Annotated in this window: 18 protein-coding genes; 6 read left to right on the top strand and 12 right to left on the bottom strand. The window is 66.0% G+C overall.

Annotated features, from left to right (window positions below; all coding sequences use genetic code 11):
- The first annotated feature begins 114 nt into the window (after window positions 1-114).
- On the top strand, window positions 115-2,289 hold the full coding sequence (rlmKL, locus tag WQQ_RS14095; protein WP_007185885.1) for a bifunctional 23S rRNA (guanine(2069)-N(7))-methyltransferase RlmK/23S rRNA (guanine(2445)-N(2))-methyltransferase RlmL: 2,175 nt from the start codon (window positions 115-117) through the stop codon (window positions 2,287-2,289).
- Window positions 2,290-2,488: 199 nt separating this feature from the next.
- Complete coding sequence (locus tag WQQ_RS23110; RefSeq protein WP_007185884.1) at window positions 2,489-4,468, top strand: ATP-binding response regulator; 1,980 nt, start codon at window positions 2,489-2,491, stop codon at window positions 4,466-4,468.
- A gap of 43 nt (window positions 4,469-4,511) precedes the next feature.
- Here WQQ_RS23110 and WQQ_RS14085 read toward each other — a convergent pair whose 3' ends face one another.
- Complete coding sequence (locus WQQ_RS14085) at window positions 4,512-5,057, bottom strand: ECF-type sigma factor (RefSeq protein WP_007185883.1); 546 nt, start codon at window positions 5,055-5,057, stop codon at window positions 4,512-4,514.
- A 162-nt stretch (window positions 5,058-5,219) separates the two neighbouring features.
- Here WQQ_RS14085 and WQQ_RS23105 point away from each other — a divergent pair, with 162 nt between their 5' ends.
- Window positions 5,220-7,688: a serine/threonine-protein kinase gene (locus WQQ_RS23105; RefSeq protein ID WP_007185882.1), complete on the top strand. Its 2,469-nt coding sequence runs from the start codon at window positions 5,220-5,222 to the stop codon at window positions 7,686-7,688.
- Between the two features lie 3 nt (window positions 7,689-7,691).
- On the opposite strand, the gene tssE is transcribed toward WQQ_RS23105, so the two are convergent.
- From tssE to WQQ_RS14025, 11 genes are all read right to left on the bottom strand, one after another.
- The gene (tssE, locus tag WQQ_RS14075; RefSeq protein WP_007185881.1) at window positions 7,692-8,123 is read right to left on the bottom strand and encodes a type VI secretion system baseplate subunit TssE; all 432 of its coding nucleotides are present in this window, start codon (window positions 8,121-8,123) and stop codon (window positions 7,692-7,694) included.
- Window positions 8,124-8,132: 9 nt separating this feature from the next.
- Complete coding sequence (locus tag WQQ_RS14070) at window positions 8,133-8,600, bottom strand: hypothetical protein (protein ID WP_007185880.1); 468 nt, start codon at window positions 8,598-8,600, stop codon at window positions 8,133-8,135.
- A 71-nt stretch (window positions 8,601-8,671) separates the two neighbouring features.
- A complete protein-coding gene (locus tag WQQ_RS14065) occupies window positions 8,672-9,166 on the bottom strand; it encodes an Hcp family type VI secretion system effector (protein WP_007185879.1) in 495 nt (164 codons plus the stop codon).
- Between the two features lie 62 nt (window positions 9,167-9,228).
- The gene (gene tssC, locus WQQ_RS14060) at window positions 9,229-10,719 is read right to left on the bottom strand and encodes a type VI secretion system contractile sheath large subunit (RefSeq protein WP_007185878.1); all 1,491 of its coding nucleotides are present in this window, start codon (window positions 10,717-10,719) and stop codon (window positions 9,229-9,231) included.
- 51 nt (window positions 10,720-10,770) lie between these two features.
- A complete protein-coding gene (gene tssB, locus WQQ_RS14055; RefSeq protein ID WP_007185877.1) occupies window positions 10,771-11,283 on the bottom strand; it encodes a type VI secretion system contractile sheath small subunit in 513 nt (170 codons plus the stop codon).
- 215 nt (window positions 11,284-11,498) lie between these two features.
- Window positions 11,499-11,678, bottom strand: coding sequence for a hypothetical protein (locus tag WQQ_RS14050; protein ID WP_007185876.1), 180 nt, complete (start codon window positions 11,676-11,678; stop codon window positions 11,499-11,501).
- Between the two features lie 134 nt (window positions 11,679-11,812).
- Entirely contained in the window at window positions 11,813-12,907 is a 1,095-nt protein-coding gene (gene tssA / locus WQQ_RS14045; protein ID WP_007185875.1) for a type VI secretion system protein TssA, read from the bottom strand.
- A 14-nt stretch (window positions 12,908-12,921) separates the two neighbouring features.
- Window positions 12,922-16,479: a type VI secretion protein IcmF/TssM N-terminal domain-containing protein gene (locus WQQ_RS23100; RefSeq protein ID WP_007185874.1), complete on the bottom strand. Its 3,558-nt coding sequence runs from the start codon at window positions 16,477-16,479 to the stop codon at window positions 12,922-12,924.
- Between the two features lie 155 nt (window positions 16,480-16,634).
- The gene (locus WQQ_RS14035; RefSeq protein WP_007185873.1) at window positions 16,635-17,966 is read right to left on the bottom strand and encodes a DotU family type IV/VI secretion system protein; all 1,332 of its coding nucleotides are present in this window, start codon (window positions 17,964-17,966) and stop codon (window positions 16,635-16,637) included.
- A 3-nt stretch (window positions 17,967-17,969) separates the two neighbouring features.
- Entirely contained in the window at window positions 17,970-19,382 is a 1,413-nt protein-coding gene (gene tssK / locus WQQ_RS14030) for a type VI secretion system baseplate subunit TssK (protein WP_007185872.1), read from the bottom strand.
- Window positions 19,383-19,406: 24 nt separating this feature from the next.
- The gene (locus WQQ_RS14025) at window positions 19,407-20,345 is read right to left on the bottom strand and encodes a TraB/GumN family protein (RefSeq protein WP_040454164.1); all 939 of its coding nucleotides are present in this window, start codon (window positions 20,343-20,345) and stop codon (window positions 19,407-19,409) included.
- Between the two features lie 162 nt (window positions 20,346-20,507).
- Between WQQ_RS14025 and WQQ_RS14020 the strand changes: the two genes are divergently transcribed.
- The 3 genes from WQQ_RS14020 (at window position 20,508) to WQQ_RS14010 (ending at window position 25,351) form a co-directional block, all read left to right on the top strand.
- On the top strand, window positions 20,508-21,164 hold the full coding sequence (locus WQQ_RS14020) for a LuxR C-terminal-related transcriptional regulator (protein ID WP_007185870.1): 657 nt from the start codon (window positions 20,508-20,510) through the stop codon (window positions 21,162-21,164).
- 438 nt (window positions 21,165-21,602) lie between these two features.
- Entirely contained in the window at window positions 21,603-23,732 is a 2,130-nt protein-coding gene (locus WQQ_RS14015; protein ID WP_007185869.1) for a CHAT domain-containing protein, read from the top strand.
- Window positions 23,729-25,351 (top strand): ShlB/FhaC/HecB family hemolysin secretion/activation protein, encoded by a 1,623-nt coding sequence (locus tag WQQ_RS14010; protein WP_007185868.1) that lies wholly within the window; start codon window positions 23,729-23,731, stop codon window positions 25,349-25,351. Before WQQ_RS14015 ends, WQQ_RS14010 begins: the two co-directional genes overlap by 4 nt.
- Window positions 25,352-25,371: the final 20 nt, after the last annotated feature.

Raw genomic sequence — 25,371 nt, 5'->3', positions numbered from 1 at the left:
CACCAAGGGTTCATCGACTGGAATACCCCAGGGGCCTTAGTCCGTTCGGCCATGAGCAGAGGCTCACTCCGCCCAGGCTCCGAGCCTCGCCGCGACTCATGCGATCATTGCGCGATGTCCGATACGCCTTCTCTTTCGTTCTTCGCCACCGCGCCGCGCGGCGTCGAACCGCTGCTCGCCGCCGAACTCACCCGCTTCGGCGCTCAGACCACCAAGGAGCGCAAGGGCGGCATCGCCTTCACGGGCACGCTCGAATCCGCTTATCGCGCCTGCCTGTGGTCGCGGCTGGCCAATCGCATCCTGCTGCCGCTGGCGACCTTCCCGCTCACCGATGCCGATTCGCTCTACGCGGGCGCCGCGAGCATCGACTGGCCCGAGCTGTTCGCGCTCGACAAGCGCTTCGCGATCGAAGTGGCCGGGCGTTCGGCCGCGGTCACGCACACGCATTACGCCGGACTCAAGGTCAAGGACGCGATCGCCGACGCCTTCCGCAAGCGTTTCAACGAGCGGCCCAATGTCGATACCGAAAGCCCGGACATCGGCATTCACGTCCATCTCGACCGGGCGCAGGCGACGATCAGCCTCGACCTGTCGGGCGAAAGCCTGCATCGGCGCGGCTATCGCAGCAGTGCGGGCGAAGCGCCGCTCAAGGAAAACCTCGCGGCCGCGATCCTGATCCGCGCCGGCTGGCCCGAGATCGCGGCGGCCGGCGGCGGGCTCGTCGATCCGATGTGCGGCTCGGGCACGCTGGTGCTCGAAGCCGCGCTGATCGCGGCCGACATCGCGCCGGGCCTCAAGCGCGTGAAGTACGGCTTCGAAAGCTGGTCGCAGCACGACGCCGAGCTCTGGCGAAAGATTCGCGCCGAGGCCTCGGGCCGCAAATCGGCGGGCCTGGCGAAACTGCCGCCCCTGGCCGGCAGCGATACCGATGCGGGCGTGCTGCGCAAGGCCGCGCAGAACGCGGCCAACACAGGGCTCGCCGATCGCATCCAGTTCACGCAGCTCGATGCGCTCGACGCGCGGCCGGTCGGCGATCTGCCGGGCCTGCTCGTCACCAACCCGCCCTACGGCGAGCGCATGGGCATGGAGAGCGAGATCATCAAGCTGTACTCGCTGTTCGGGGCCACGCTCAAGCAGCACTTCGGCGGCTGGAAGGCGGCCGTTTTCACCTCGCGTCCGGACTTGTCGCCGCGCCTGGGCCTGCGGGCGAGCGCGATGCACACGCTGTTCAACGGCGCCATCGAGTGCAAGCTGCTGCAGTTCCAGATGGCGGCGCGCGAGCCTTCGCTGATCGAATCGGCGCTGTCGCAGGGGCCGACCGGCGGCGAGGACTTCGCCAACCGCCTGCGAAAGAACTGGAAGCACCTCGGCAAATGGGCGCGCCGCAGCGGCGTGACCAACTACCGTCTCTACGACGCCGACCTGCCCGACTACGCGCTCGCGGTCGATCTGTACGAGACGCCGGACTTGCACGTCCACGTGCAGGAATACGCGGCGCCCGACAGCATCGATCCGGCCAAGGCCGAGAAGCGCCTGCGCGAGGCGCTCGCCCAGCTGCAGGCGATTCTCGCAGTGCCGGCCGGGCGCATTCACTACAAGCTGCGCAAGTCGCAGCGCGGCAGCGCGCAGTACGGCAAGCAGGACGAGAGCCGCGACTTCAAGACCGTGGTCGAGCATGGCTGCAAGCTCTGGGTGAATTTCGAGGATTACCTCGACACCGGCCTGTTCCTCGATCACCGGCCGATGCGCCTGCGCATCCAGAAGGAAAGCGCGGGCAAGCGCTTCCTGAACCTGTTCTGCTACACCGGCAGCGCGAGCGTGCACGCGGCCGTCGGCGGCGCCGAATCGACCACCTCCGTCGATCTGTCGAACACCTACCTGGACTGGGCCGACCGCAACCTGCTGCTCAACGGCTTCGACACCCGTTCGGCCTGGGGCGCGCACCGGCTCGCGCGCGCCGATTGCCTGGCCTGGCTGCGCGAGCAGGCGGCCGATCGCAAATCGCCGCGCTACGACCTGATCTTCTGCGACCCGCCCACCTTCTCGAACTCCAAGAAGATGGAGGGCGTGCTCGATACGCAGGAAGATCACGGCCAGATGATCCGCGACGCCATCGCCCTGCTCGCCCCCGGCGGCAAGCTCTACTTCTCCACCAACCGTCGCCGCTTCAAGCTCGACGAGTCGCTGACCGCCGAATTCGCGGTCACCGACATCAGCCACCAGACGCTCGACGAAGACTTCAAGCGCCCGCCTCCCGCGCATCGCTGCTGGAGCATCGAGCGGCGCTGATCACCCCCCCGCTGAAACCTTCTTGGAAAAGGTTTTGGAAAACGTGTCCGGATTGCCCGGCTGATCTCGTTCTTGAAGGTAAGTCAGCAAAATTCGGCTCACCGACCACCGCGGATTCGTCGTTCCGCCTGGCACCGGGGGCCCGGGATGCGGAACGGGGAGAAGGGGTATGCCAAGGAGAGGAAGACTGGCGTCGGGGATGTTCGCCGGTCACCGCTGGGGTCGGTCCGGTAGCCGCCACGACCGGCTAGCGGCCATCGGAATCGGCTCCAGCCTCATTCAGAACGCAGCCGTCGCCGAGACTTTCGGGGCGACGGTCGGCGCCGGCGGTTTCGGCTTCGCCAAACCCGCTGCGCTGCGCAGGCAACCGCAGAACGCCGCTCCGACACTCGGCTACACGCGCCTCACCCTGCCCGCCTCGGTGCTGGTTTCCGCCGCAATCGGGATCGCCGTCGGGTTCGCGGCTCAGAGCGGTCGCGACCCCGGTTCCGAAGCAGTCGCGCGGGCCCGTTTGCTGGCCTCGCAGACCGCCGCGCTGATTGCCGGGCCGCTGGCTTCGGGCGATCACGAAACCGTTGCCCGCACCGTCGCCGCCATCAACCGCCAGCCCGAGGCGACGCGCGTGCGGGTGGTCGCCCCCAGTGGCGAACTGATCGCCGATGCCGGCCGCCTGCCCGATCAGCGGGCCCTGCAACACAATGCAGCCCAGGCGAGTGTCGACACGCCGATCTACGCCGAGCATTCCAGGCGCCGGAGCGTCGGCCAGGTGCGCATCGAGCTGGCGCTAGCCCCGGAGCCGGTGCCGTCCACACCGGCATGGTCGGCGCTCGCCGTGCTCGGCGCCCTGCTGCTGGCGCTGGGTTCGGGACTGATGGGCTGGTTGTGGCGGCGGGGCCGCAAGCTGCGGGCCGCCATCGAAGCGAACGCGACGGCCGAAGCCGGCCACGCCGAAGCGTGGCCCAGCGAAACGGGCATCGCCATGCCGATCGACGAACTCGTGCAGCACACGCTCGCCGAACTCGCGCACAAGAACGCCGAGCTCGAAGCGGCCAATGCCGAAAAGACCCGCTTTCTGGCGGCCGCGAGCCACGACCTGCGCCAGCCGCTGCACGCGCTGGCCCTGTTCTCGGCGAACCTGCGCGAAGGCGAGCGCGATGCCGAGCGGCTCAAGCGCATCGGTCACGTGCAGGAATGCGTCGAATCGCTCGACCGCCTGTTCACCGGCATGCTCGATGTTTCGCGGCTCGATTCGGGCACCGAACACGCGGTGCCGACGCGCTTCGCGCTCGATGGCCTGTTCGTCGAAGTGAGCCAGAACTTTCGCGCGCTCGCCGAATCGCGCGGGCTGCGGCTGGTGGTGCGGCAGACGCCGCTGTGGGTCGAATGCGATCGCGGCATGCTGGCCCGCGTGCTCAACAACCTGGTCTGCAATGCGATCCGCTACACGCAGGGCGGCGGCGTGCTGCTCGGGGCGCGTTGCCGCGACGGGCGGGTGCGCGTCGATGTCTGGGACACCGGCGTCGGCATCGCGCCCGAGCATCAGGCGTGCATCTTCGACGAGTTCGTGCGCCTCGGCGAAGTCGACAACGGCGATCGCGGCCTCGGGCTCGGCCTCGCCACGGTCAAGCGACTCTGCCGCCTCATGCGGGCGCCGCTTGAAATGCGCTCCACGCCCGGATCGGGCACCGTGTTTCAGCTGCACCTGCCGCGCATCGCGCCGCAGGCGATCGTCGATGCGGTGGCCGCCGCGCCGGCCACGCTCAAGACGATGGACCTGCGCGGCCAGCGCATTCTGGTCATCGACGACGAAGCCACCATCCTCGAGGGCATGGACTGGCTGCTGCAATCCTGGGGCTGCGAAACCCGCACTGCGGAATCGGCCGATCAGGCGTTGCGTCACCTCGACGACGGCTACGCGCCCGATCTCGTGATCGCCGATCTGCGTTTGCGTGAAGGCAAGAGCGGCATCGAGGCGATTCGCTCCATTTGCGAACGCTATCTCGGTCGATGCGCCCCCTCGGCACTGCTGATCACCGGCGAAAGCTGCCCGCAACGCCTGCGCGAGGCCGCTCACCTGAAATTGCCGATGCTCTGCAAGCCGGTCTCACCGGCGCAGCTTCAGCAGGCCATCGTCGATCAATTGCAAGAGCCGAGGCCGGCGATGCTGCAGGTCCAGTGAGCCAGCCGCTGTCTCCATGCAGACGCGATTGGCAGTTCGGCGATCAGCTTTCGTTGCGAATGGAGTCGTACAGCCAGGCCTTGGCGCGCAGCCAGTCGCGCCGCACGGTGCGATCGGAAAGGCCGAGCAGCTGCGCGGTTTCGATCTCGCTGTACCCCGCGTAGAAGCGGCATTCGACGAGCTGCATGAGCCGCGGCTCGAGCTGGCCCAGCCGTTCGAGCGCCTCATCGAGGCGCAGCAGGATCTCGTCGGGCACCACGGGCTCTTCGTCGATCGCGTCGAGCGGCAAGGGCTTTTCGCCGCCGCCACGCTTGGCCGCGAGCCGCTCCTTGGCCTGGTCGAGCAGGATCTGCCGCATCGCGCGCGCGGCGGTACGCAGGAAATGCTCGCGGTCGTTCCACTCCACCGAGCGCCGCAGCTTCAGGTAAGCCTCGTTGATCAGCGCCGTCGTCTGCAGCGTGTCGCTGCCGCCGGCACGCATGCGCACGCGGCGCGCAAGCGGCCGCAGATCGCGATAAAGATCGGCGACCAAGGCCTGCGCTGGAGGCTGAACCTCGGCGGGCGCTGCGATCGGCTGCGTCTCTGACATGGGGAACCAGCGGCATCAGCAGGAGGTTGCCGCAGTGTAGAGCAGGTTTTGCCCGGTTTTCATCGCTTTTTTTGAACCCATGCCCCGCCCGAGCCGCGCTCGCGGTTGTCTGTAAGCATGCGGCTGCAACAGACTCCGGCCATCTCAGGCCATCGATACACCATGACTTCATCATCGCAAGCCGACAGCCGTGACTGGGCCGAAGTGCAGCGCCTGCTCGCCGAACTCGTCGATCTGCAAGCCGCCGAACGCGAGGCCGAGCTTGCGCGCCGCCACCCAAGCCCGGCCATCGCCAGGCGCGTGCGCGAGCTGCTGTCCGCGCTCGATGAATCGCCGGACTACCTCGAAGCGCGCAGCGCGGCCTCGCCCGAATCCGCGACCCCGGCCGCATCGCTGGCCGAAGGCACGCAGATCGGCCTGTGGCGCATCGAGCGCCTGCTCGGGCGCGGCGGCATGGGCGAGGTCTACCTGGCGAAGCGCGCGGACGGCGCGTTCGAACAGCGTGTCGCGATCAAGCTCGTCGGCGCGCATGCGGTTGCGCATATCGGCCGCTTCCACGAAGAGCGGCGCATCCTGGCGAGCCTCGAACATCCGGGCATCGCGCGCTTGCTCGATGGCGGCGTCGCGGCCGACGGCCGGCCGTACATGGCGATGGAGTACGTCGACGGCCTCAACATCGTGGCCTGGTGCCATGAGCATGCGCCCGATCTGAATACGCGCCTGCAGCTGTTCGGGCAGATCTGCAACGCCGTGCGCTATGCGCATGCGCATCTGGTCGTGCATCGCGATCTGAAGCCGCGCAACATCCTGGTGACGCGGGATGGCCAGGTGAAGCTGCTCGACTTCGGCATCGCGCGACTGATGCGCACGAGCGAAGACGACGCCACCGCCGGCACGCATCCGCTGTTGACGCCCGATTACGCGGCGCCCGAACAGCTCGACGGCAGGCCCGTGAGCCTGGCGACCGACGTCTACGGACTCGGGCTGGTGCTGTTCGAGCTGCTCACGGGCGTGACGCCGTGGCGGCATTCGAATTCGAACGTGCCGACCTTGATTCGCCGCATTCTCGACGGCGAGATTCCGCCGCCGAGCCGTATCGCGGCGCAAAGAGAATCGGCCCCGGTTCCGGCCCGCCTGCTGCGCGGCGACCTCGACGCCATCGTGCTCAAAGCGCTGCGCCGCGAACCGGCGTCGCGCTACGAAACCGCGGCGCAGCTCTGGAGCGACATCGAACGCCATCGGCAAGGCGCACCGGTGCTCGCGCGCAGCGCGACCACGCGCTATCTGCTGGGCCGCTATCTGCGTCGCCACCGCTGGCTCGTCGGCAGCACGGCGGCGATCCTGCTCGTGACCTTCGCGGGCCTGGCCGCAGTGCTCTGGCAGTCGCGCGAACTCGCGCGCGAGCGCGACGGCGCGCGGCTCGAAGCCGATCGCTCACGCGCGGTGACCGACTACGTGATGCTGATGTTCCGCAACGCGGGCGAACAACCGGGCGGCGGCCCGCTGACCGCCAAGCAAGTGCTCGACACCAGCGCACGCCGCCTGCGCGAGCAGTTCGCCAGTCAGCCTGTCTTGCGCGACGATCTTGTCGAAATGCTCGGCGAGCTGTATCTGCGCATCAGTGATTATCAGGGCGCCGAGTCACTGATGCGCAGCTATCTCGAAGACAACCCCAACCTCGACGCCGATGTGGCGGCACGAGCGCGCGCCAGCCTGGCGCAGGCTTATCTGGGTCTCGGCGATACGGCCCGTGCACGCAAGCTGCTCGACGAGGCCCTCGCCCACTGGATGCTCGACGCTCCGCGCTATCGGCGCGAACTCTTCATGACACGCATTACGCAATCGCAGGTCGAGCGTAGCGAAGGGCGCATGGAAGACGCGATCAACACGCTGACGGCCGCGGAGGCCGAAGGCGTCGCGCTCTATGGCGAAGCGCACGAGGAAACGCTGACCATCCGCAACAGCCTGATCATCGCGCTGTTCCAGAACGGGCGAGCCGAAGAGGCCTCCACCAAGCTCGATCAGGTCGAGAAGCAGATCCAGGTACTCGATCGCCCGGACCCGATCGTGCTGTCGCTGTACAACAGCCGCGCTCAGGTCGCGTTCCATCAGAAGGATTTCGTCAAAGCCGAGGAGTATTTCCGCCGCTCGATCGACCTCAATCGCTCGCTGTACGGACCTTCGGCCAATCTCGCGCTGGTGACGCAGAATCTCGCGCGTCTCATGCTCACGCTCGATCGAGACAGCGAAGCGCTTGCGCTGTTCGAAGACGCGCTACCGGTCGCGCGGCGGTACACCGGCCCGACCAGCGTGCTTACCGTGCGCACGCAGCAGGGGCTCGTCGAAGCCTTGATCCGGCTCGGGCAAATCGAGCGTGCCGAGCCACTGATCGCCGAGCTCCTGACGCGCGTCGAGAACAGCCTGGGCAACGAAAACGCGCTCTACGTGGGCTCTCGCAAGCTGCGCTCCAAACTGCTTGCGGCAGCGGGCCGCTACGAGGAGGCACGGCGCGACTACGTCTTCGTCGTCACCGCAATCGACAAGCTCGGCCCCGCGGGCGCGGCACTATCAACCGACATGCCGCCGCTGAAAGAGAAAATCGACGCCGGGCTCACTGGCCGCAAGCCCTGAGGTCTATTTCACCTGATACGCCTGCGTCGTGAGCTCGAGCGTCGCGTCGAAGCGCACTTTCTCGCGATCGGGCCCGAGGTTGAGCAGCGCATCGACCTTGAAGCGCAGCGACTGGTCATGCGGCTGCGGCGGATCGAGCGTCACGCGCACGCGCGTGAGTCTCGCCTCATGCAAACCGACGGCCTGCTCGATCGAACGCCGGATGCGATCGCGGTCGACCGGGTTGAGCAGGCTGTAGGCCGAGAAGTCCGGAATGCCGAAAGTCAGCGACGACTTGCGGCATTCCGCAAAAGCCTCGGGGATCAGGCGCGAGCCTTCGGAGCGCGTGTTGAGCAGCACCTCGAGATCGCGCGAAACCGAGTCGCGCAACGTATACAAATCGATGCGCGTCGGCGTGGCGGCCGCCGAACTGAGCTTGTCGATCAGGCTCAGCACGAGTGTCGATCAGAAACCGCGCTGGATCAGCCAGGTGCGCAACAGCGCACCGCAGGCATTGTGCTGGCTCATGCGCAAGCCCGGCGAAAGGCCGTTGATCGCCTTGTAGATTTCCCAGGTGCTCGCGAGCTGGCGAATCGTGTAGAGGCCAGCCCCATAGCTCAGCGAACCGCCGCTGGACTTCGGCACGCTGACCTTGCCGTCCGCGGTCACGTAGTGGCCGCTTCCGCGCAGGTTGCGCGCCTCGCGCAGCTGAAACTGGAAGATGCGGCCGACCAGATCCGCATCTTCGGTCATCACATCACGATCGGGCGCATGGTTGCTGCCGTTGGGCGGGCGATCCATGTTGCGCGTGATGTTGAGATAGAAACGGACGAGCTGAATATCCTCGATCCGGTTCGGATGCTTGGCGGCGTTGCCGACTTCGGTGTCGTTGACCACCATCGGCTCGCCCATGTCGAGCATGATCTGTGGCATGGAATACTCCGTTGCGCCAACAAGAAAGGACGGCGGATGCGGCAGGCGGCGCCCACCGCATCCGCATGCGATCACACCTTCTTGTTGGCCTTGAGATCCCAGCCCGCCGAGGTGTTGCCGGCCGCACGGCCGTCGATGCCGATCTTGGTGTAGATCAGCTCGATCTTGCCGAAGGCCAGCGAAACCGATTCCACCGGCACGTCGCTCTCGGCCTTGGAATCACCGCCCTTGCCGACCGAGGTCACGATCACGTCGGTGAGCTTGTACTCCATGTACTTGCCCTTGTCGCCGCCGGCGCGATTCAGGTTGACGATCGCGGACTTGATGGTCTGGCCGGTCACGCAGGCTTCGAACAGCTTGGGGCTCGCGAGATCGAGATGATGCAGGAAGTTGAAGTTCTGCAGGTTCACGCGAGCGGCGCCGAGGTTGCCGGCCGACGAGACCGTACCCGACTGCGGCTGCGACGCGCCGAAGCTGAAGTTGAGGATCTCGATCCAATCCTTGTGCTTGTCGTCGGTGCTCTCGCCCTTGATGCCGTCCAGCTGAATGAATGCGTCGAAAGACATGGTTCCACTCCTTTGGTGTTACTCGATGCTGCTTGTTTGGGATTTACGACTTGTCGAGTTGGTTAGCGCGCGGACTTCGGCAGTTCGGCCACCAGGCGCAGCGACACGCTGAGCTCGTCGAGCTGGTAATGCGGACGCAGGAAGGCCACCGATTTGTAGGCGCCGGGCTTGCCCGGAATTTCGGCGACTTCGATGCGCGCCTCGCGCAACGGGAACTGCGCCTTGCGCTCCTGCGAAGCGTTGTCGTCGAGCAGCACGTACTGCGAGATCCAGGTGTTCAGGAAGTTCTCGACACTGCTCTTGCTCGCAAAGCTGCCGACCTTGTCGCGCATCATCGACTTGAGGTAATGCGCGATGCGCGATACCGAGAAGATGTACTGCAGCTGCGAGGACAGGCGCGCGTTCGCGTTGGCCGCGTCAGTGTTGTAATCCTTGGCCTTCTGCGCCGATTGCGTCGAGAAGAACGCGGCGTAGTCGGTTCCCTTGCAATGCACGAGCGGAATGAAGCCGAGGTCCGCGAGTTCCTTTTCACGACGATCGGTGATCGCGATTTCGGTCGGGCACTTGAGCGCCACTTCGCCATCGTCGGTCGCGAAGGTATGCGTCGGCAGACCTTCGACCAGACCGCCGCCTTCCACACCGCGAATCGCGGCACACCAGCCGAACTTGGCGAACGCATCGGTCACGCGAGCGCCGATCGTGTAGGCCGCGTTCATCCACAGATACTTGTCGTGCTCCTTGCCCGACACGTCCTCGCGGAACGTGAACGACTCGACCGGCAAGGTCTCGGGCCCGTAAGGCAGGCGGCCGAGCACATGCGGCAGCGCAAGGCCGACATAGCGCGAATCTTCCGACGAGCGGAACGACTTCCACTTGGCGTACTCGACGGTGTCGAATATCTTCGCCAGATCACGCGGGCTCGACAACTCGGTGAACGATTCGAAGCCCATCAGCTCGGGCGACGCGGCCGACAGCAGCGGCGCATGCGCAGCGGCGGCGACGTGCGACATCTCTTCGAGCAGGTAGAGGTCTTCGGGATGACGGCCGAACTCGAAGTCGCCGATCATCGTCGCGAACGGCGCACCGCCGAAGGTGCCGTACTCTTCTTCGTAGACCTTCTTGAACAGCGCGGACTGATCGAAATCCGACGCGCTCTTGAAGTCGCGCACGAGCTCCTTCTTCGTGCAGTTGAAGACCTTGATCTTGAGCGTGGTGCTGGTCTCCGAACTGTCGACCAGATACTTGAGACCGCGCCAGGAGCCCTCGAGCTTCTGCAGCGCCGGATCGTGCAGGATCGCGGAGACCTGGTCCGACAGCAGCTTGTCGAGTTCGGCGATGCGCGCATCGAGCGTCGCGATCGCATCCTTGGCCAGGGTCAGCGAACCATCGGTGACCTGGTTGACGAGCTCGGCGATCAGATCCTTGGCACGCGCCTTCTCGGTGTCGGTCTTGGCGATGCGGCTCTGACCGAGAATTTCATCGAGCAGGCTGCCCGGCTCGGCATCGGCCGCAGCGGCGCCCGCAGCACTGTTCTGCAACTGCGTATCCGACATGAGTGTCTCCTGGTGATCGCTTGATCGTGATTGGCGTTATGAATTGCGTGCTTACTGCGGCGACTTGTTGCCGCCGACTTCCTTCGAGAGCTGCGTGAGCTTCTCGGTGCTTTGCAGCACTTCGTTGAGCAGGTCTTCGAACTTGTTGTTGCCGGCGGCCTTGTTGCGCAGGTCGGCGAGCTTCTGGCGCGCTTCCATGAGACGGCGCAACGGCTCGACCTGGTCGACGATGGCTTCGGGGGAGAAGTCTTCGATGTGCTTGAAGTTGAGCTCGACACCGAGCTTGCTGCCGTCGTTCTGCAGCTTGTTGTCGACCTGCAACTGCACGCGCGGCTTCATGCCCTTGAGCACGTCGTTGAAGTTGTCCTTGTCGATGTTGACGAACTTGCGATCCTTGAGCTTTCCGGGCGGCTCGGCCGGCTGGCCCGTGAAATCACCGAGCACGCCGGCGACGAACGGCAGCTCCTTCTTTTCGATCGCATCGCCCACTTCGACGTCGTAGGTGAGCTGGACGCGCGGGGCGCGAACGCGATCGAGCTTGTGCTGGGTGCTTTCTCTGGCCATGACGGACTCCTGTTGGGTGGGAGCAGTCTGCTGTGGCGGGGGAAAGGGATGAATCCGCCGGACGGCCAGACTTCGATATATGCCGTTCGCGTTAAAGCGCTGGGCTTGGCGCTTGGTTCGGCTTGGCGCTTCGCTTGGGGGTTAGCTGAGCGCTGAGGCTTTTGACCTCGCCGGTCGGGCGTTACTTCTCTTTGCTTGTGCATCGATCCGTAACCTCATCTCCCTCGGCCTTCTTCGCGCATGTCTTCCGCTTTTTCAGCACCGCTTTCCTCTTCCTGCTCACGAATCCCGCCATGGCTGCGCCATGCCGGCATCGCAATGCTGGCCATCAGCAGCGTGGCCTGCTCCGCCAGGATGCCTGCGCCCTCGGCAACGGCCAGCCCCGCACCGCTCATGGCTTCGCCGTCGAACGGGCGCGAACTTCGGGGCCTGCTTTCTTTGCTTACTTTCTTTGCAGGAGCAAAGAAAGTAAGGCCCGACCGGCGAGGTCAAAAGCCCTCAGCGCTCAACTGAGCCAGCAGCGAAGGTGCTACTGCGCAATCCCCGTCCGATCCCGAATCCGCGACAACACACTATCGTCAGTCACCACCTGCACCAACCACTCATCGAGCGGCGTATCCGCCCACGAAATCGCCCGCTCGATCAAAAACGGCACCGGACTATGCGGCTCCGTGCGACGGAAGAACTGCGCGATCTCCCCCAGCGCCTTCAACGCCCCGTCGCGCCCCGAATGCGCTCCCCCGAGTTGCAAGGAGAAGCCGCCTCCGGCAGGCGCTGAAACCGCCATCGAGCTCCCGACCGCGCCCGGCGCCGATGCCGCAACGGCAGCAGGCTCATCGACAGCAGCCGCAGCCGAATCGGTAACGAGTCCCTTGGTCTTCGCCGCCTTCAACACCAACTGCTGCGCACGCTTCAAGGCCTCCTCGATCTCCGACAGGCTCGGCGCCGAACGCCCGAGCCTGTGATCGACCTGAGCCTTGAATGCGGCGAACGAAGCCTGCGCGGCCTCGGTATCCGCGAGCAGCGCCGTCACGAACTGCGCGCTGTTGCCGACGAGCGCCTTGTCGAAGGCCTCGCCGGTCGGCTTGCCCTCCGCGAGCGCGGCCTGATACGCCTCCGCATTCTGCCGGCCGAGATTGTCGACGTCGCGCGAAGCCTGCCAGTCATTGAGCGTCATCGCCGGCTTGGCTTCGGTCAGCGGCGCGGCGCGCAAGGCGCGCGAGGCGTAGGTGTTGAACCAGCTGAGCTTGGAGGCGCGCTCGTCGGCATCGTCGCCGTCCAGGCGCGGATACAGGCCGTCCCAATAGCGTTCGAGCAAGCCGCCGAGCAGGGCGAAAGCCTCGGCCGCACCGGCATAGCCTTCCTTTCCGATCGCCGCTTCGCCCACCCAGACGGCGGCCTGCAGATCCTTGCTCTGGCGCGACAGCACGCGTTCGCCGAGCTGCAGCACGAGCCGCCAATCGGCGAGCTTGCGATCGGTCTGCCAATCGCCTTGCGACAGGCTCGCGTCGTCGGCCCGGCGCGCTTCGCGCATCTGGTCGAACACGTCGGCGAAGCTCAGGTCTTCACCGCAGGGATCGCTGCCCGCGATCGGGTTCAGCAATTCGGCGACATCGATGGCCATGGGAAAGTCCTGCTCTAGTTGAGGATGTTGGGAGGCAGCGCGGTCGGCGCGCTGCGCGAGGCGAGATAGCGCTTCATCTCGTCGGACAGCTGCACGTCGAGATAAACCTGCACTTCGCGCGTACCGAGCGCGCGCAGGCGCGGCAGCAACTCGTTCCACTGCGACGGCGTGTAGGCGGATTCGAAATCGCTCAGCCGAAAGCGCTTCTGCCCTTCGGCGAAATCGCTCGCGAGCGCGATGAGCCCATCGCCGCCCGGATAGACCTTGATGAGCCGCGTCGGCGCGTTCGACGATGCCGGAGCGACCGGCGCCGCAGTGGGATCGAAGCCGGTGGCCGCGACGCCGGCCTCGACTTCGGCGGGATCGGGCAGCGCGATGCGCAAGCGCGCCTCCAGGCACGAATCGGGCGACCACATCACGGCGACGCGCGCATCGGCGAGCGATTCCGAGCGCGTGCTCGCGCTGAAGGTTCGGTCCTGGCATTGCACTTCGATCGTCGTGCCCTGCCCGCCTTCGTTGTACGAGCCGAAGCGGCTCGCATCGGTGAACTGCAGGCCTGCCGCCAGAAACGGCTTGCCTGCACCGGGCACCGCGGCCGCACTGCGCTGCTGCATCAACGCCGCCTGGAAGCCCGTCGACAGCGGCATGCTCACGCCGGCGACCTTGATCGGCGCATTGTCGCGCTCGCTCAGGAACGGCTTGAGCCAATCGGCGACGAAGCGCGTGAGCTTGCCCTGCTCGCCATAGAGCAAGGAGGCGAGCTCCTGCGGCGAGGCATTCTGCAGCGGCTGCGCAACCGTTTCGCGCCACTTGGCCTGCACGAACTGGCCTGCACGATACACGGTCAGAAACAGCAGCAGTCGCGCCTGGCCCTGCACCACCGACCAGGCGGCGAGATCCGCGTTGCGGAACTGCGCCGAGTAGCGCTCGTCGGGCTTCTCGACCGCCGCGAGCATTTGCGCGTATTCGGCCGCGGGCGGCTGCGTCGGAGCGCCCTGCGCTTTGAAGATATCGGCCGCGATCTGGTAGATGTCCTGGCCGCCGCCTTCGGCCTGCAAGCGCAGATAGCCCCGCGCGAGCGCGGGCGCCTGCTTTCGCAGCACGCGCACTTCGGTGTCCTTCATCGCCAGCAGCCACGGCGGCGGATCGATGGCGTCCGGGCCCGCGCCGCGTGCCGCATCGACGATGAAACGCCACAGGGGCTTCAAGGCGCCGAGCCAGTTCGACCGGATCTGCGCCCAGGCGATCGACCAGCGCAGCTTGATCGGCAGATCAAGCGGAAGACCGAACAGATCGCGCTGCGCGCCGGCAAAAAAAAACGGGTAGGGGTTCTGGTGCGTCGCCGCGACGGCGACGAGCCGGTCGTACTGGCCTTGCCAGAGCTTCAGGCCTTCGCCGAAGCGCGCCTGGAACGCGGCCCAGCTACGAAAGTAGGCCGCGAAGTAATTGCGCCGAAGGTCGGCGAGCACGCTTTTTTTTTCCGGCAGGGCCGAGTCGACCGTGGCGATCATCGGCGCCAGTACACCCTGGTAGACATCCAGCGTGTACGCGCCCGAGATCATCGGCAAGCTCGCGTCGTCGACACCGACGACACGATCCTCGGGCAGCCAGAAACGCGTCAGCCGCAACCCGTCGCCGCGCGCCGCGGACCAGCGCTCGATGTCCTCGGGCCTCGGCGTATACGCGGTCATGATGCGCGCGAGCAGCGCCTTGAGCCGCTTGTCCTCGGCGTTGAGCACATCGCGCTTCTGCCAGCGCAGGTAGCCCAGGTAGGTCGACAGCAGCGCGGCGGAATTCTCGCGATCGGTGCGCACGTTGTCGTCGCTCGACGCGAACGGGGCGAACAGGCGCGAGGCCGGGTCGAAGGCGACGTTGTGCGGAAGCTCGCGCTGCAGGCAGTCGTCGGTGCGGCGCCGGCAATCGGCGAGCATGCGCAGCCGCTGCGAGATCGCGAGTACGTGATCGAAGCCGACGCGGCCCGCCGCGAGATCGGCCTCGATGGCCTGGTCGTAGGGCGCGAGAATGAGATTGGAAACCCCGTCGACGACGGCCTGCTTGAGCGTGGCGAGATCGTTGTCCGAGCGCCGGATGCCGAAACCGAGCAGGGCCTGGTCGGCCGCCACCTGCAACTGCTGGATGCTGCGCCCGCAACTCGCGAGTGCGGCGATGCGGCTGCCGCGTGCCCCATCGCCGGCCAGGCCATCGCAGGCGGTTCCGAGCTGGGCCTGCAAACGCACGTCGTCCCGATGCGCAGCCGAAAAACCCAGGCTGATCGACGCCGACAGCCCGAGCATCGCGAGGACGCCGAAGGCCGCGATCGACAGCCTCGCGCTGTTGCCGCGCAGGCTCGGCGTCGCGAGCGGCTGGTCGGTCGGCAAAAAGCGCGTGAACAGATCGGCGACGAAGGCTCCTCCGGCATGATCGCCGCTGCCCGCACCGGTGAAGTAGAGCCCGCGCCAGCGCGGCGTGCGCTGGAACGGATTGTCTTCGAGCAACAGCGTCACGAGGTTGCCGAGCCCGAACTGCATGCGCCGCAGCTGCTCGATGAACTCGAACACATCGCGACGCGTCTGCGGCGTCGGCTGCGATCTCAAGGCCGACAGCCGCAGCGCGTGCAGGCGATCGAGGATCGGCTGCAGGATTTCGTCGAGCCGCGTACTGGTCTGTGCGCTGATGACCTCGGTTTCGGGCAGGCGATGGCCGAGCGCCTGGTCGAAGGCTTCCTTCGGCAAGGCGGCGCGAAAGCTCGCATAGCCCGTCAGCGCTTCGAGACCGGTGACGACGACGTAGACCGGCATGTTCGCCTGCAGATGCTCCATCGCCTCGTCGACGAGGCGACGCAGGCGCAGGCTCAGTGCCTTGAGCTCGTCGGCCGGACCGAGCAGGCTGCGCGCGGACACGCAGAGCACGATGCCGTTGAGCGGCAGCCGCTCGCGCTTGGCCGCGAGCTGCATGAGCGCCTGATACCAGAGCCCGCGTTCGAGCCGCGCCGACGGATCGCAGACCACGCGGGCATGCATCTCGATCGCGATCAGCGATTTGAAGAACCACCAGCGCCAGACCTGCTTCGGGTCGCCTTCGGGCTGCGTCGGCGGTGGGAACGGCGACACCGTGTTCGCGGCCTTCAACAGGCCCGCCACGTCGCTAGCCGAATCGCCGACGAACAGCAGCCACGGCACGCGATAGATCGGGTCCTTGCCGCTTTCGATCTGCGGCGAACGCAGGATCGTATTGCGCGCCTCGTTGATCGCCTGCGACATGCGCGCCAGCGGTTCGCGCTCGTCGTCTGGATTGCCCGGCCCGAGATCGCCGATGCGCTTCTTCGACAGGCCCGCCCGCGAGAAGCGCTTGGCTCCGAGCGTGAACCACCAGAGCACGCCGAGCGCAACCAGGCACAGGCCGACGAGCTGCCAGAATCGCGCGGGCAGCAGCGGGATCAGCGTCGCGAGCAGCCAGATCGTCAGGACGATGGCGAGCAGCGCGACGACCGCGGCGACGATGCGACGAGGCAGGGCCTTGGCCAGTCCCGGAACGCGGGCGAACAGGTTCGCGTAGCGGTCGAAGAGGTTCATGCGCGGGCTCCCTGCTTTTCCCCTCTCCCGCAAGCGGGAGAGGGTGGCGCGCCAGCGCCGGGTGAGGGAGCGCCCGCCCTTTACCGACCGAGACGGACCACCACCCTCTCCCGCTTGCGGGAGAGGGGACAACCGCAATGCCTTCATATCGCCGCTCATTTCTTCGGCTCGGTCTGCATGAACAAAAAGTCCGCGGACAGGCGATCGGCCGCCTGGTTCGCATCGAGCATCTCGCGCAGCCTCGGCACGTAGACCGAGGCCTGCTCGATCTCCGGGCGCTCGCTCGTGTACAGCGGCACCGGCGAGGCGATCACGGTGATGAGCTCCTGGCCGAACGGCGGGCCGATCTCCCAGGGTGCTTTTTCGCCGACGAGGAATTGCTCCGCGCTCACCACCAGCCGCCCGCTCTCGGGCTCGCGCCGGTTCGGATACAGATGCAGCACGGTGCCGTCGACGGTGTAGTAGTCGACGTAGAGATAACCGTCGAAGTTGGCCTGCTGCAGCTTCACCATCACGCGCTCGCCTTCGATGAAGCGATCGGAGTGGCCGGTGGTCGGACGCACTTCGAGTCCTTGCCGACGATCGAGATTGCGTTCGCGATACGGCTTGAGGATGGCGACCACCTCGCAATGCGGCCAGATTCGCACGCTGAGATCGAAGCTCGGATCTTTCACGCCCTTGATCGCGGAGACATCGCTGCGCACCTGCTCGATCTCTTCGGGTTTGGACACGGTGCCGCTCACTGCGGTGACACCGTCGTCGGCCACCGTCGCCGACAGGTCCGAGCACGGATAACCCTGCAGCCGCTGGTCGACCTGCTGCGCGAGCGTCGGGCCGCTATCCTTCGGCGCGGCGAGCAGCAGATACAGCAGATAGATCAGCGGAATCGCCAGCGCGAGCGCGACACCGACCTTGAGCACGAGGTTGTCCCACTGGCGCGGATAGCGCGGCCCGGACGGATCGCGCGTCAGATACGGCTGCGGCGTGATGCGCTCCTCGCGCAGCGTATGCGTCGGCGCCGGTGCGATCGGCAGCTGGCGCGCGTGCAGCTCCTTGAGCTTGCCGAGTTCGCCGTTCTCGCCGGTCTCGAAATAGTACTGGCCGACGAAGCCGCACAGCAGCGCGTGGTAGTAGACCTCGCGCACCTCGTCGTCACTGGCCTTGAGCGCGCCGAACTGCTGAAAGAACTCGTTGCCCGCATTGTTGGTGTTGAAGATCGCGACCTGTAGCGGCGTTCCGCTGGCCCAGTACGCCGGATTGCGCGCGACGATCTCGTCGAGCCAGGCGACGACCGAGAACACCGCTGAATCGGCCTGCTCGGGCCGGTAACCGGCAGCGAGCGCAGCGGCCTTGGCGCGATCCACCGCAGCGCGCAGCTGCGCGTAGACCGGCTCGACCTGCGCGGGCGCGGTACTTGCGGCGATGCGCGCGTCGAGCTCCAGGCCGAGCGAGAACACGGGGGCGAAACAATCGAAGAGCTTCGCCACGGCCTATTCCTCCGCGCCGACGGGATAGATCTTCATGACCGTTCCATCCGATGGCAGATCGGAGAACACCGCGATGTTGCGGCGCTGCTTGATCATCTGCCAGAAGTTGTGCGCGGTATCGATCTGGAAGTAGGTCGTGTTCGGCGTCTTCTGCGGCAGCTCTTCGGGCGGCACCGGCAGCAGATCGATCTTGAGACCGAACAGCGCGGCCTGCAGCAGGCGCGGCATTTCCTCGACCGTGCAAATTTTTCCGGTGCGAGAAAGCCGCTGCGACAGGTCGGCTCCGCGCGTCTCCGATTCGATCGCGAGATAAAAACGCGTCTTGTCCGACTCGAACAGGTTCTGCGGAATTTCGGCCTTGTAGAAACGGCCGTCGTAGACCAGAGAGATACCCACTTCGGCGCCCACCGTGAGCGCCTTGATGAGCTGCTCCGCACGCGCGTAAGCCAGCTGGAAGCAGCGGCGCAGATCGTCGTGATCGTACGCCGGCAGCTCGGTGTCGAGCTTGTCCTGCAAGCCACCGAAGTACGAAATCTCTTCGGAGAACACCGAGAACTCGGCGACCAGCTGGCGCAGCGTCGAGTACAGCGCATACGGCGAAACACGCTGAATCCGCACCGCCTCCTGCAACAGCGGAATGTAGCGGCCGAAGGTCTGCATCATGAGCACGCGCATCACCTCCTGCGCACTCGTCGAGGCCGCGCGGATGCCGCGCTGGCGCTTGATCGCCGAGAAATCCTGGCCCTTGGAGACCAGCAGATCGCGAAAGCTGTGCGTCCAGCGCAGCAGGTTGGCGCTCGCGCCGAGCACGACGCCGGGCGGCACGTAATCGTTCGACAGCTTGTAGCGGCCGGGCCCGTTCGGCAGCAGCTCGGCGAACTTGTAGGACTCGCTGCCTTGCAGGATCGCCTGCGCGTTCTCGTCGAGCGAGGTGATCATCGACAGCTGGTAGCGCACGAAATCGACTTCGACCGCGGGCGATTGCGGGTCGAAGGGATCATCGACCGCGACGGTTTCGAGTTGATGCCGGCTCGGCAAGCGACCGTTCTCGTTGCGCCCGGAGCCCACCACGCCCTGCTCGTTCGAGAGCACCAGATACAGCGAGATCGGCACGCCGCTGGTGGCGCTCAGCGTCGCCAGATTGCGCTCGGCCATGCGCGCGTTTCCGCTGCTCGCCGAGCCGCCTTCGATGCGCAGGCCGTTGCGCGTCCACAGCGTGAAGCGCGAGACGTCGGCGATGCCGCTCGCGAGCGCTTCTTCGCGCAGCGCGAGCGCTTCGAAGCCCCACGGATACGCGCTGACGAGCCGCTGCAGGCGCAGCGCATGCGCGGTGTGATAGGCATCCTGCCGCTGCAGATGCTGCGGCGTGAGGAAGGCGCCTTGCCCCCAGAAGACCGAGTGTGTCGAGTCGCTCATCGTGATTCCGTCATGTGCGGCAGCTCAGAGGGGTTCGGCGCTGACGCTGTAGCCGCGTTGCGCGAGTTGTGCGAGCAATCCGGCTTCGCCGGTCAGGTGCAAGGCTCCGACGGCGACGAAGCAGCGGCCGCTGCGCAGCAGTGCGTCGAGTTGCGAGATCCAGCGGTTGTTGCGGTCGGTGAGCAGGCAATCGCGTGCACGCGATTCGATGAGCTTGGTCACCGGATCGAGCCCGACCATCGCATCGACCTCGTCCATCCAGGCCGGCAGATCGCGATTGCGGTAATAGCCGAGCACGCGCACCGACTGCTCCTTGAGCACCCAGGGCGCTTCGATGCGGCGCTCGAGAATCTGCGCCTGCTCGCGCTCCGAGACGCAGTCGAGCGCACGCATCTGGTCGGCCAGCGTTTCGAGATGCACGCGGCGCAGCCCGGCCTCGTCGGCCCAGCGTGCGATCTGGTGATCGAGGTTGCCGTCGCTCGCGATCTCGCCGCGCGACTCGAGCACCGACAGCACCACCCAGGGCTTGAGCCGGCTCAGTCGCTCGACCGGCAGCTCCGGCATCAGCAGCACCAGATTGTCGAAGGCCTTGCTGCCGATCAGCGTCGGCAGCGTGATCGGCGGAGCGAGGAAGCGATGGCGATCGGACTCGGCGTCGAAGCTCGCGCCCGAGGCGCTTTCGTCGACGAGCGTTCCGGTGGAGGCGAGCACATCGCGCAGCTGGTCGGGGTCGATGTCGAGCTCGTCGAGCGAGCCGTAGTGAATGCTCGCGAACAGAAAGCTCGGCGCCGGCTGCTCGGCCTTTGCATCGGTGCTCGCCACCGTGATCGGCGGCGTGACGCGAAACAGCACGCCGCGCCAGCCGCGCCAGAGCGGCGCGGCACTATCGTCCACGCTCGCACCGCAGATCGGGCTGGCGGACAGCAGGGCGGCGATGAGCAGGAGGCGGAAGTTCGTTGGCATGGTCGCGGTTCTCGAACCGGCGCCATCTTCCGCATGAGACCAGCGGCAAACCATAGCCCGTCGGGTCTATACCCTCGGGCCGGCCATAAGGCGTAATTGCTCCGATGCCGGCTAGCCGTTATGGTCGGCCCATCACCCCATTAGAAAAACAAAGGGCGTTCCGTGCACGTTCTGATCGCAGACGACCATCGTCTGGTCATCGAAGGCGTCAAGCTCAAAATGACCGAGCTGGCCGAGTCGGTCGACTTCACCGTGGCGATGACGGCCCAGGAGCTCATGAACGTGCTCGCCAAGGCCGACGTGGACTACGGCCTGGCCCTGCTCGATCTGTCGATCCCCGGAGCCAACGGCCTGAGCCACATCGAACAGGTGCGCAAGGAACATCCGGCCCTGCCCGTGGTGGTGCTGTCGGGCAGCGAGGACGCCGACCTCATGCGCCGGCTGCTCGACCTCGGCGTGCTCGGCTTCATTCCCAAGGCCTATTCACCCGACGTGATGCTCTCGGCCGTGCGCCTGGTGCTGTCGGGCGGTGTCTACATTCCGCCGATGATGCTCGGGCAAGTCAGCGCCGCGGCGCCGGTCGCTGCGCCGGCCGTGGCGTCGCCGGAGAGCATCGACAGCCTGCGGCGGATTCTGACCGAGCGTCAGGTCGACGTGCTGCGGCTGCTGTCGCAGGGCAAGCCGAACAAGCTGATCGCGCGCGATCTCGGCATCAGCGAGGGCACGGTGAAGATTCATCTCGCGGCGATTTATCGCGCTTTGAACGTGCGGAATCGGACTGAGGCGGTGGTGGCTTCGCGGAAGCTGGAAGGGATTTAGTCTTGATCCAGCTTTACTGGATTGCCTCGCGCGATTTCTTCTGAAGCCTGCTCTTCACTGAGAGCTCTCGACCTCGCCGGTCGGGCCCTACTTTCTTTGCTCCTGCAAAGAAAGTAGGGCCTGGTGACGCACTTTCGCTACGCGAAAGTCACGTTCGTCGTGCAACGACGAACGGGCGCGGACTTCGGGGCCTGCTTTCTTTGCTTACTTTCTTTGCAGGAGCAAAGAAAGTAAGCCCCGGCCGGGAAGGCCAAAAACCCTCAGCTCACAACTGAAACAGCAGCAACCAACAAACCAAGAACGCATTCCACCCACCCAACCGGACATCAGCTCACACCCCAAACGGCCTACCCATTCCGGCAAATGGGCGATCCCCCGCTCCACACCTACTCTGCACCGGGTCAGCCGCCTCGATCGCGGCCTCACGCTCGAGCCGCCATGACCCTCGCTCACACTCAAAAAAACAACCCAGGCCGACCGCGCTGGCCCGCGCTGCTCACCGCAGCACTGTTCGCTCAGACGCTATCGGCGCATCACGCCTTCGCAGCGGCCGAAAGCACGCAGCAACAACCCGTCGACGCGGCCATCGAACGCCAGGCCGAGGCCGACAGCCTCGAAGGCATCGCGGCCGAAGGCGCCCTGCTCTACAACGCCGAACCCGTCAAGCAGGACGGCTATGCCTACTGCGGACAATCGGTCGCGCTGTCCGAGCGCGGCGAATTCCGCCTGAGCATTCGCGCGGCGAGCAAGGCCCTGCACGTGGCCCGCGCCACCGACAACGAAGACCTCATGGCGCTCGCGAGTCGCGATCTCGCCATCGCCTACAGCTACAGCGGCAATCTCGATCAGGCCGAACGCTTCGCGCTCGAAGCACTCAAGCACAAGCCCAAGGATCCGCAGGTCGTCGTCGGGCCTTCGCACAAGATTCTCGGCGACGTCTACACGCGTCGTGGCGACTACGACAAGGCCGTCGCGAGCTTCGAGCAAGCCGATCGCACGAGCTCCGATCGCTTCCGCCCGCTCGTCAAGACCTCGCTCGCCAACGCGCTCGTCGACGCCGGCGATCTGACGCGTGCGCGCAGCATCTACGCCGAAGTGCCGGCGCAACAAGACCCGACGCTGCGCAACCAGTTGCTGCGCACGCAGGCCCGCCTGCTGACCGCCGAGAAGAAGCCGCAGGAAGCCATCGCGGTCTACGAGCAGCTCGCGGGCATGAAAGATGGTGGCGATCCGGCGTACCTGCGCCTGTGGGCGCAGGACGGCATCGCACGCAACCGCCTCGCGCTCGGCAATCGCAGCGAGGCCGCGAGCGCCTGGGATCTGGCGGCGACCGAAGCCGATCGCGTGCGCGCCGAGTTCCGCAGCGAAGAGATCCGGATGGGCCTGTTCTCGGACGTGCAGAACGTGTTCGAGAACGCCATCAGTCTGCAGCTCGATCTGGGCAACGGCCAGCGCGCGTTCGAGCTCTCGGAACGCAGCCGCTCGCGCGCCCTGCTCGATGCGGTGCGTGGCCGCGCCGAGCTCGCCGATGCGCAGAACACGGTCGACATCCGATCGCTGCAGGCGCTGCTGAACCCCGACGAGCGCGTGCTCGAATTCCATGCGCTGACCAACGAGCTCGTGGCCTGGAGCGTGAGCCCCACCGAGGTGAAATCCACGCGCCTGCCGCTCTCGCGCAGCGATCTCGTGCAGGTCGTCGATGCGTTCCGCAGCTCCATCATCAACGGCAAGAAGTCGGCGGTTTCCGGCGCCGAACAGATCGGCCAGCTGCTGCTCAAGCCGCTCGCGATCGAGCCCGGGACGCGCCTGCTGATCGTGCCGCACGGGCCCCTGCACTATCTGCCGTTCCAGGCCTTGCGACTCGATGGCCAGTATCTGATCGAGCGCAACAAGCTCTCGATCGCGCCGTCGAGCACGATCGCCAGCCAGCTCGCGCAGCGTCCGCCGCATGCGCGCCACAAGCTCGTCGCATTCGGCAACCCGCTGATCGAAGCCAAGTTCGACCTGCCGGGCTCCGAAGGCGAAGTCAGAACGGTGTCGTCCTACTTCGACGACAAGGCCGTCTATTTGCGCGCCGACGCGACCAAGACGCGCTTTCGCGAAGCCACCGCCGGTGCCGGCATCGTCCACGTCGCCGCGCATGCGATGGCCGATACGGTCGACCCGCTCTACTCGCGCATCCTGCTCGCCAACGAGCGCGGCAGGCAGAGCTTTCTCGAAGCGCACGAAGTGCTCAACCTCAAGCTCGGCGATGCGGACATCGTCACGCTGTCGGCCTGCGAATCCGGGCTCGGGCGCATCGCCAGCGGTGACGAAACACTGGGCTTCACGCGCTCGTTCCTGTCGGCCGGAAGCTCGAGCCTGATCGCCTCGCTGTGGCCGGTCTCCGACGATGCGGCCGAGATCCTCATGTCCACGCTGTATCGCGAACTCGCGCGCGGCACCGATCTGCAGGGCTCGATGCAGCAGGCCCAGCTCGCGGTGCTGCGCAATCCCAAGATGGCCCACCCGTTTTTCTGGGCCCCGTTCAACCTGATCGGCAACTGGCGCCTGACGGTGAAGCAATGAAGGTTTCGCGCACTTTGATCCTGATCGCCGCCGGCGTCGGCGGCCTGGCGGTGATCGCACCGGCTTCGGCCCAGGAGCCCTCACCCGGTCCGATGAATGCGGGCGACCCCACCGCGAGCGTCGCCGGCCCGACACGCGTGGTGATCCAGAACGTGCGCTTCGTCGGCGTCACCGCGGTGAACCCGGGCGCGCTGCGCTGGCTGCTGCACGATCAGTTCAACAAGCCGCTGAGCTACGACGACCTGCAGGCGATGGCCGAGAAGGTCACGCGCTATTACCGCAAGAACGCGTACTTCCTCGCTCGCGCCGCGTTGCCGGTGCAGGACCTGTCGAGCGGCATTCTCGAAATCCACGTCACCGAAGGCCGCGTGGGCAAGGTCAGCGTACGCATCGCCGAAGACGCGCCGGTCAGCGAATCGCGCGTGCAGGCCATGCTCGAGCCGCTGCGCTCTCAGAGCGTGCTCAACAATCGCGTCTACGAACGCACGATGCTGCTGATCTCGGACTTGCCCGGCGTGCGCGCGAACGCGACGCTCGAAGAAGGCAGCGAATCCGGCACCACCGACATCAAGGTCGAAATCAGCGCCAAGAAGCGCTGGCAGGTCGCCGTCGACGCGGACAACGACGGCACCAAGGCCACCGGACGCGAGCGCGCCGGCGTCACCGCGCGCTGGGGCAGCCCGAGCGGCAACGGAGACAATCTCGACGTGCGCGTGCAGGCCTCGAGCGATGCCTCGCTGGCCTTCGGACGCATCGCCTACGAGCTTCCGGTGGGCTATGACGGCTGGCGCGCCGGCGCCGGCATCGCCCATGTGCAATACGATCTCGGCGGGCAATATTCCGTGCTCGACGCCGAGGGCAAGGCCGACGTGGCGAATCTGTTCGCCACTTATCCGATCCACCGCTCGCGCAACGAAAACGCCCTGCTGCGACTCAACGTCGAATACAAATCGCTCAACGACGACATCAAGCTGGTCGGCCTCGAAAGCCGCAAGCATCTGATCAACGTCTCGGCTGCCACCAACTACGAAGCGCGCGACGCCTGGGGCGGCGGCGGATTCAACAGCCATGCGATGTCGGCGACCTGGGGCCGGCTGACGATCGAAGACGACATCACGCGCTACTTCGATCAAAGCGCCTTCGGCCGCCAGACCGAAGGCAATTATCTCAAGCTCAATTTCCAGCTCAGCCGACTTCAATACCTGTTCGCGCGCAACAACCTGTTCCTCGGCGTCGCCGGACAGGTCGCGAGCAAGAATCTCGATCCGGCCGAACAGCTCAACATCGGCGGCGCCGGCACCGTGCGCGCTTACGCCAACAGCGAGCTGCTCGCCGATACCGGCATCGTCGCGAACCTCGAATGGCGCATCGGCCTCACGCGCCAGTTCACCTTGTTTCCGTATTACGACCTCGGCCACGGCAGCGTCTTCGAGCGTGTTGCGGGCGCCAACGATGGCGGACGCACCATCAGCGGCTACGGTGTGGGCCTGACCTGGTCGCAGATCGGCAACTTCTTCATCACCACCTCGGTGGCCTGGCGCGACAAGGGCGAGCCTCCGCTCGCCGAAGGCAGCGACCACGAACCGCGCTGGCTGTTCCAGCTGCAGAAATCCTTTTGACGATTCGCGAAGCCGCGAGG

The sequence above is a fragment of the Hydrocarboniphaga effusa AP103 genome, assembly GCF_000271305.1.
GTDB lineage: Bacteria > Pseudomonadota > Gammaproteobacteria > Nevskiales > Nevskiaceae > Hydrocarboniphaga > Hydrocarboniphaga effusa.
This window is presented reverse-complemented; position numbering and strand designations above follow the sequence as displayed.

Excerpts from the sequence above, each read along its gene's own strand:
- rlmKL (WP_007185885.1), top strand. The coding sequence starts at position 115 with ATGTCCGATACGCCTTCTCTTTCGTTCTTCGCCACCGCGCCGCGCGGC.
- WQQ_RS23110 (WP_007185884.1), top strand. The coding sequence starts at position 2,489 with ATGTTCGCCGGTCACCGCTGGGGTCGGTCCGGTAGCCGCCACGACCGG.
- WQQ_RS14085 (WP_007185883.1), bottom strand. The coding sequence starts at position 5,057 with ATGTCAGAGACGCAGCCGATCGCAGCGCCCGCCGAGGTTCAGCCTCCA.
- WQQ_RS23105 (WP_007185882.1), top strand. The coding sequence starts at position 5,220 with ATGACTTCATCATCGCAAGCCGACAGCCGTGACTGGGCCGAAGTGCAG.
- WQQ_RS14070 (WP_007185880.1), bottom strand. The coding sequence starts at position 8,600 with ATGCCACAGATCATGCTCGACATGGGCGAGCCGATGGTGGTCAACGAC.
- WQQ_RS14065 (WP_007185879.1), bottom strand. The coding sequence starts at position 9,166 with ATGTCTTTCGACGCATTCATTCAGCTGGACGGCATCAAGGGCGAGAGC.
- tssC (WP_007185878.1), bottom strand. The coding sequence starts at position 10,719 with ATGTCGGATACGCAGTTGCAGAACAGTGCTGCGGGCGCCGCTGCGGCC.
- tssB (WP_007185877.1), bottom strand. The coding sequence starts at position 11,283 with ATGGCCAGAGAAAGCACCCAGCACAAGCTCGATCGCGTTCGCGCCCCG.
- WQQ_RS14050 (WP_007185876.1), bottom strand. The coding sequence starts at position 11,678 with ATGAGCGGTGCGGGGCTGGCCGTTGCCGAGGGCGCAGGCATCCTGGCG.
- tssA (WP_007185875.1), bottom strand. The coding sequence starts at position 12,907 with ATGGCCATCGATGTCGCCGAATTGCTGAACCCGATCGCGGGCAGCGAT.
- WQQ_RS23100 (WP_007185874.1), bottom strand. The coding sequence starts at position 16,479 with ATGAACCTCTTCGACCGCTACGCGAACCTGTTCGCCCGCGTTCCGGGA.
- tssK (WP_007185872.1), bottom strand. The coding sequence starts at position 19,382 with ATGAGCGACTCGACACACTCGGTCTTCTGGGGGCAAGGCGCCTTCCTC.
- WQQ_RS14025 (WP_040454164.1), bottom strand. The coding sequence starts at position 20,345 with ATGCCAACGAACTTCCGCCTCCTGCTCATCGCCGCCCTGCTGTCCGCC.
- WQQ_RS14015 (WP_007185869.1), top strand. The coding sequence starts at position 21,603 with ATGACCCTCGCTCACACTCAAAAAAACAACCCAGGCCGACCGCGCTGG.
- WQQ_RS14010 (WP_007185868.1), top strand. The coding sequence starts at position 23,729 with ATGAAGGTTTCGCGCACTTTGATCCTGATCGCCGCCGGCGTCGGCGGC.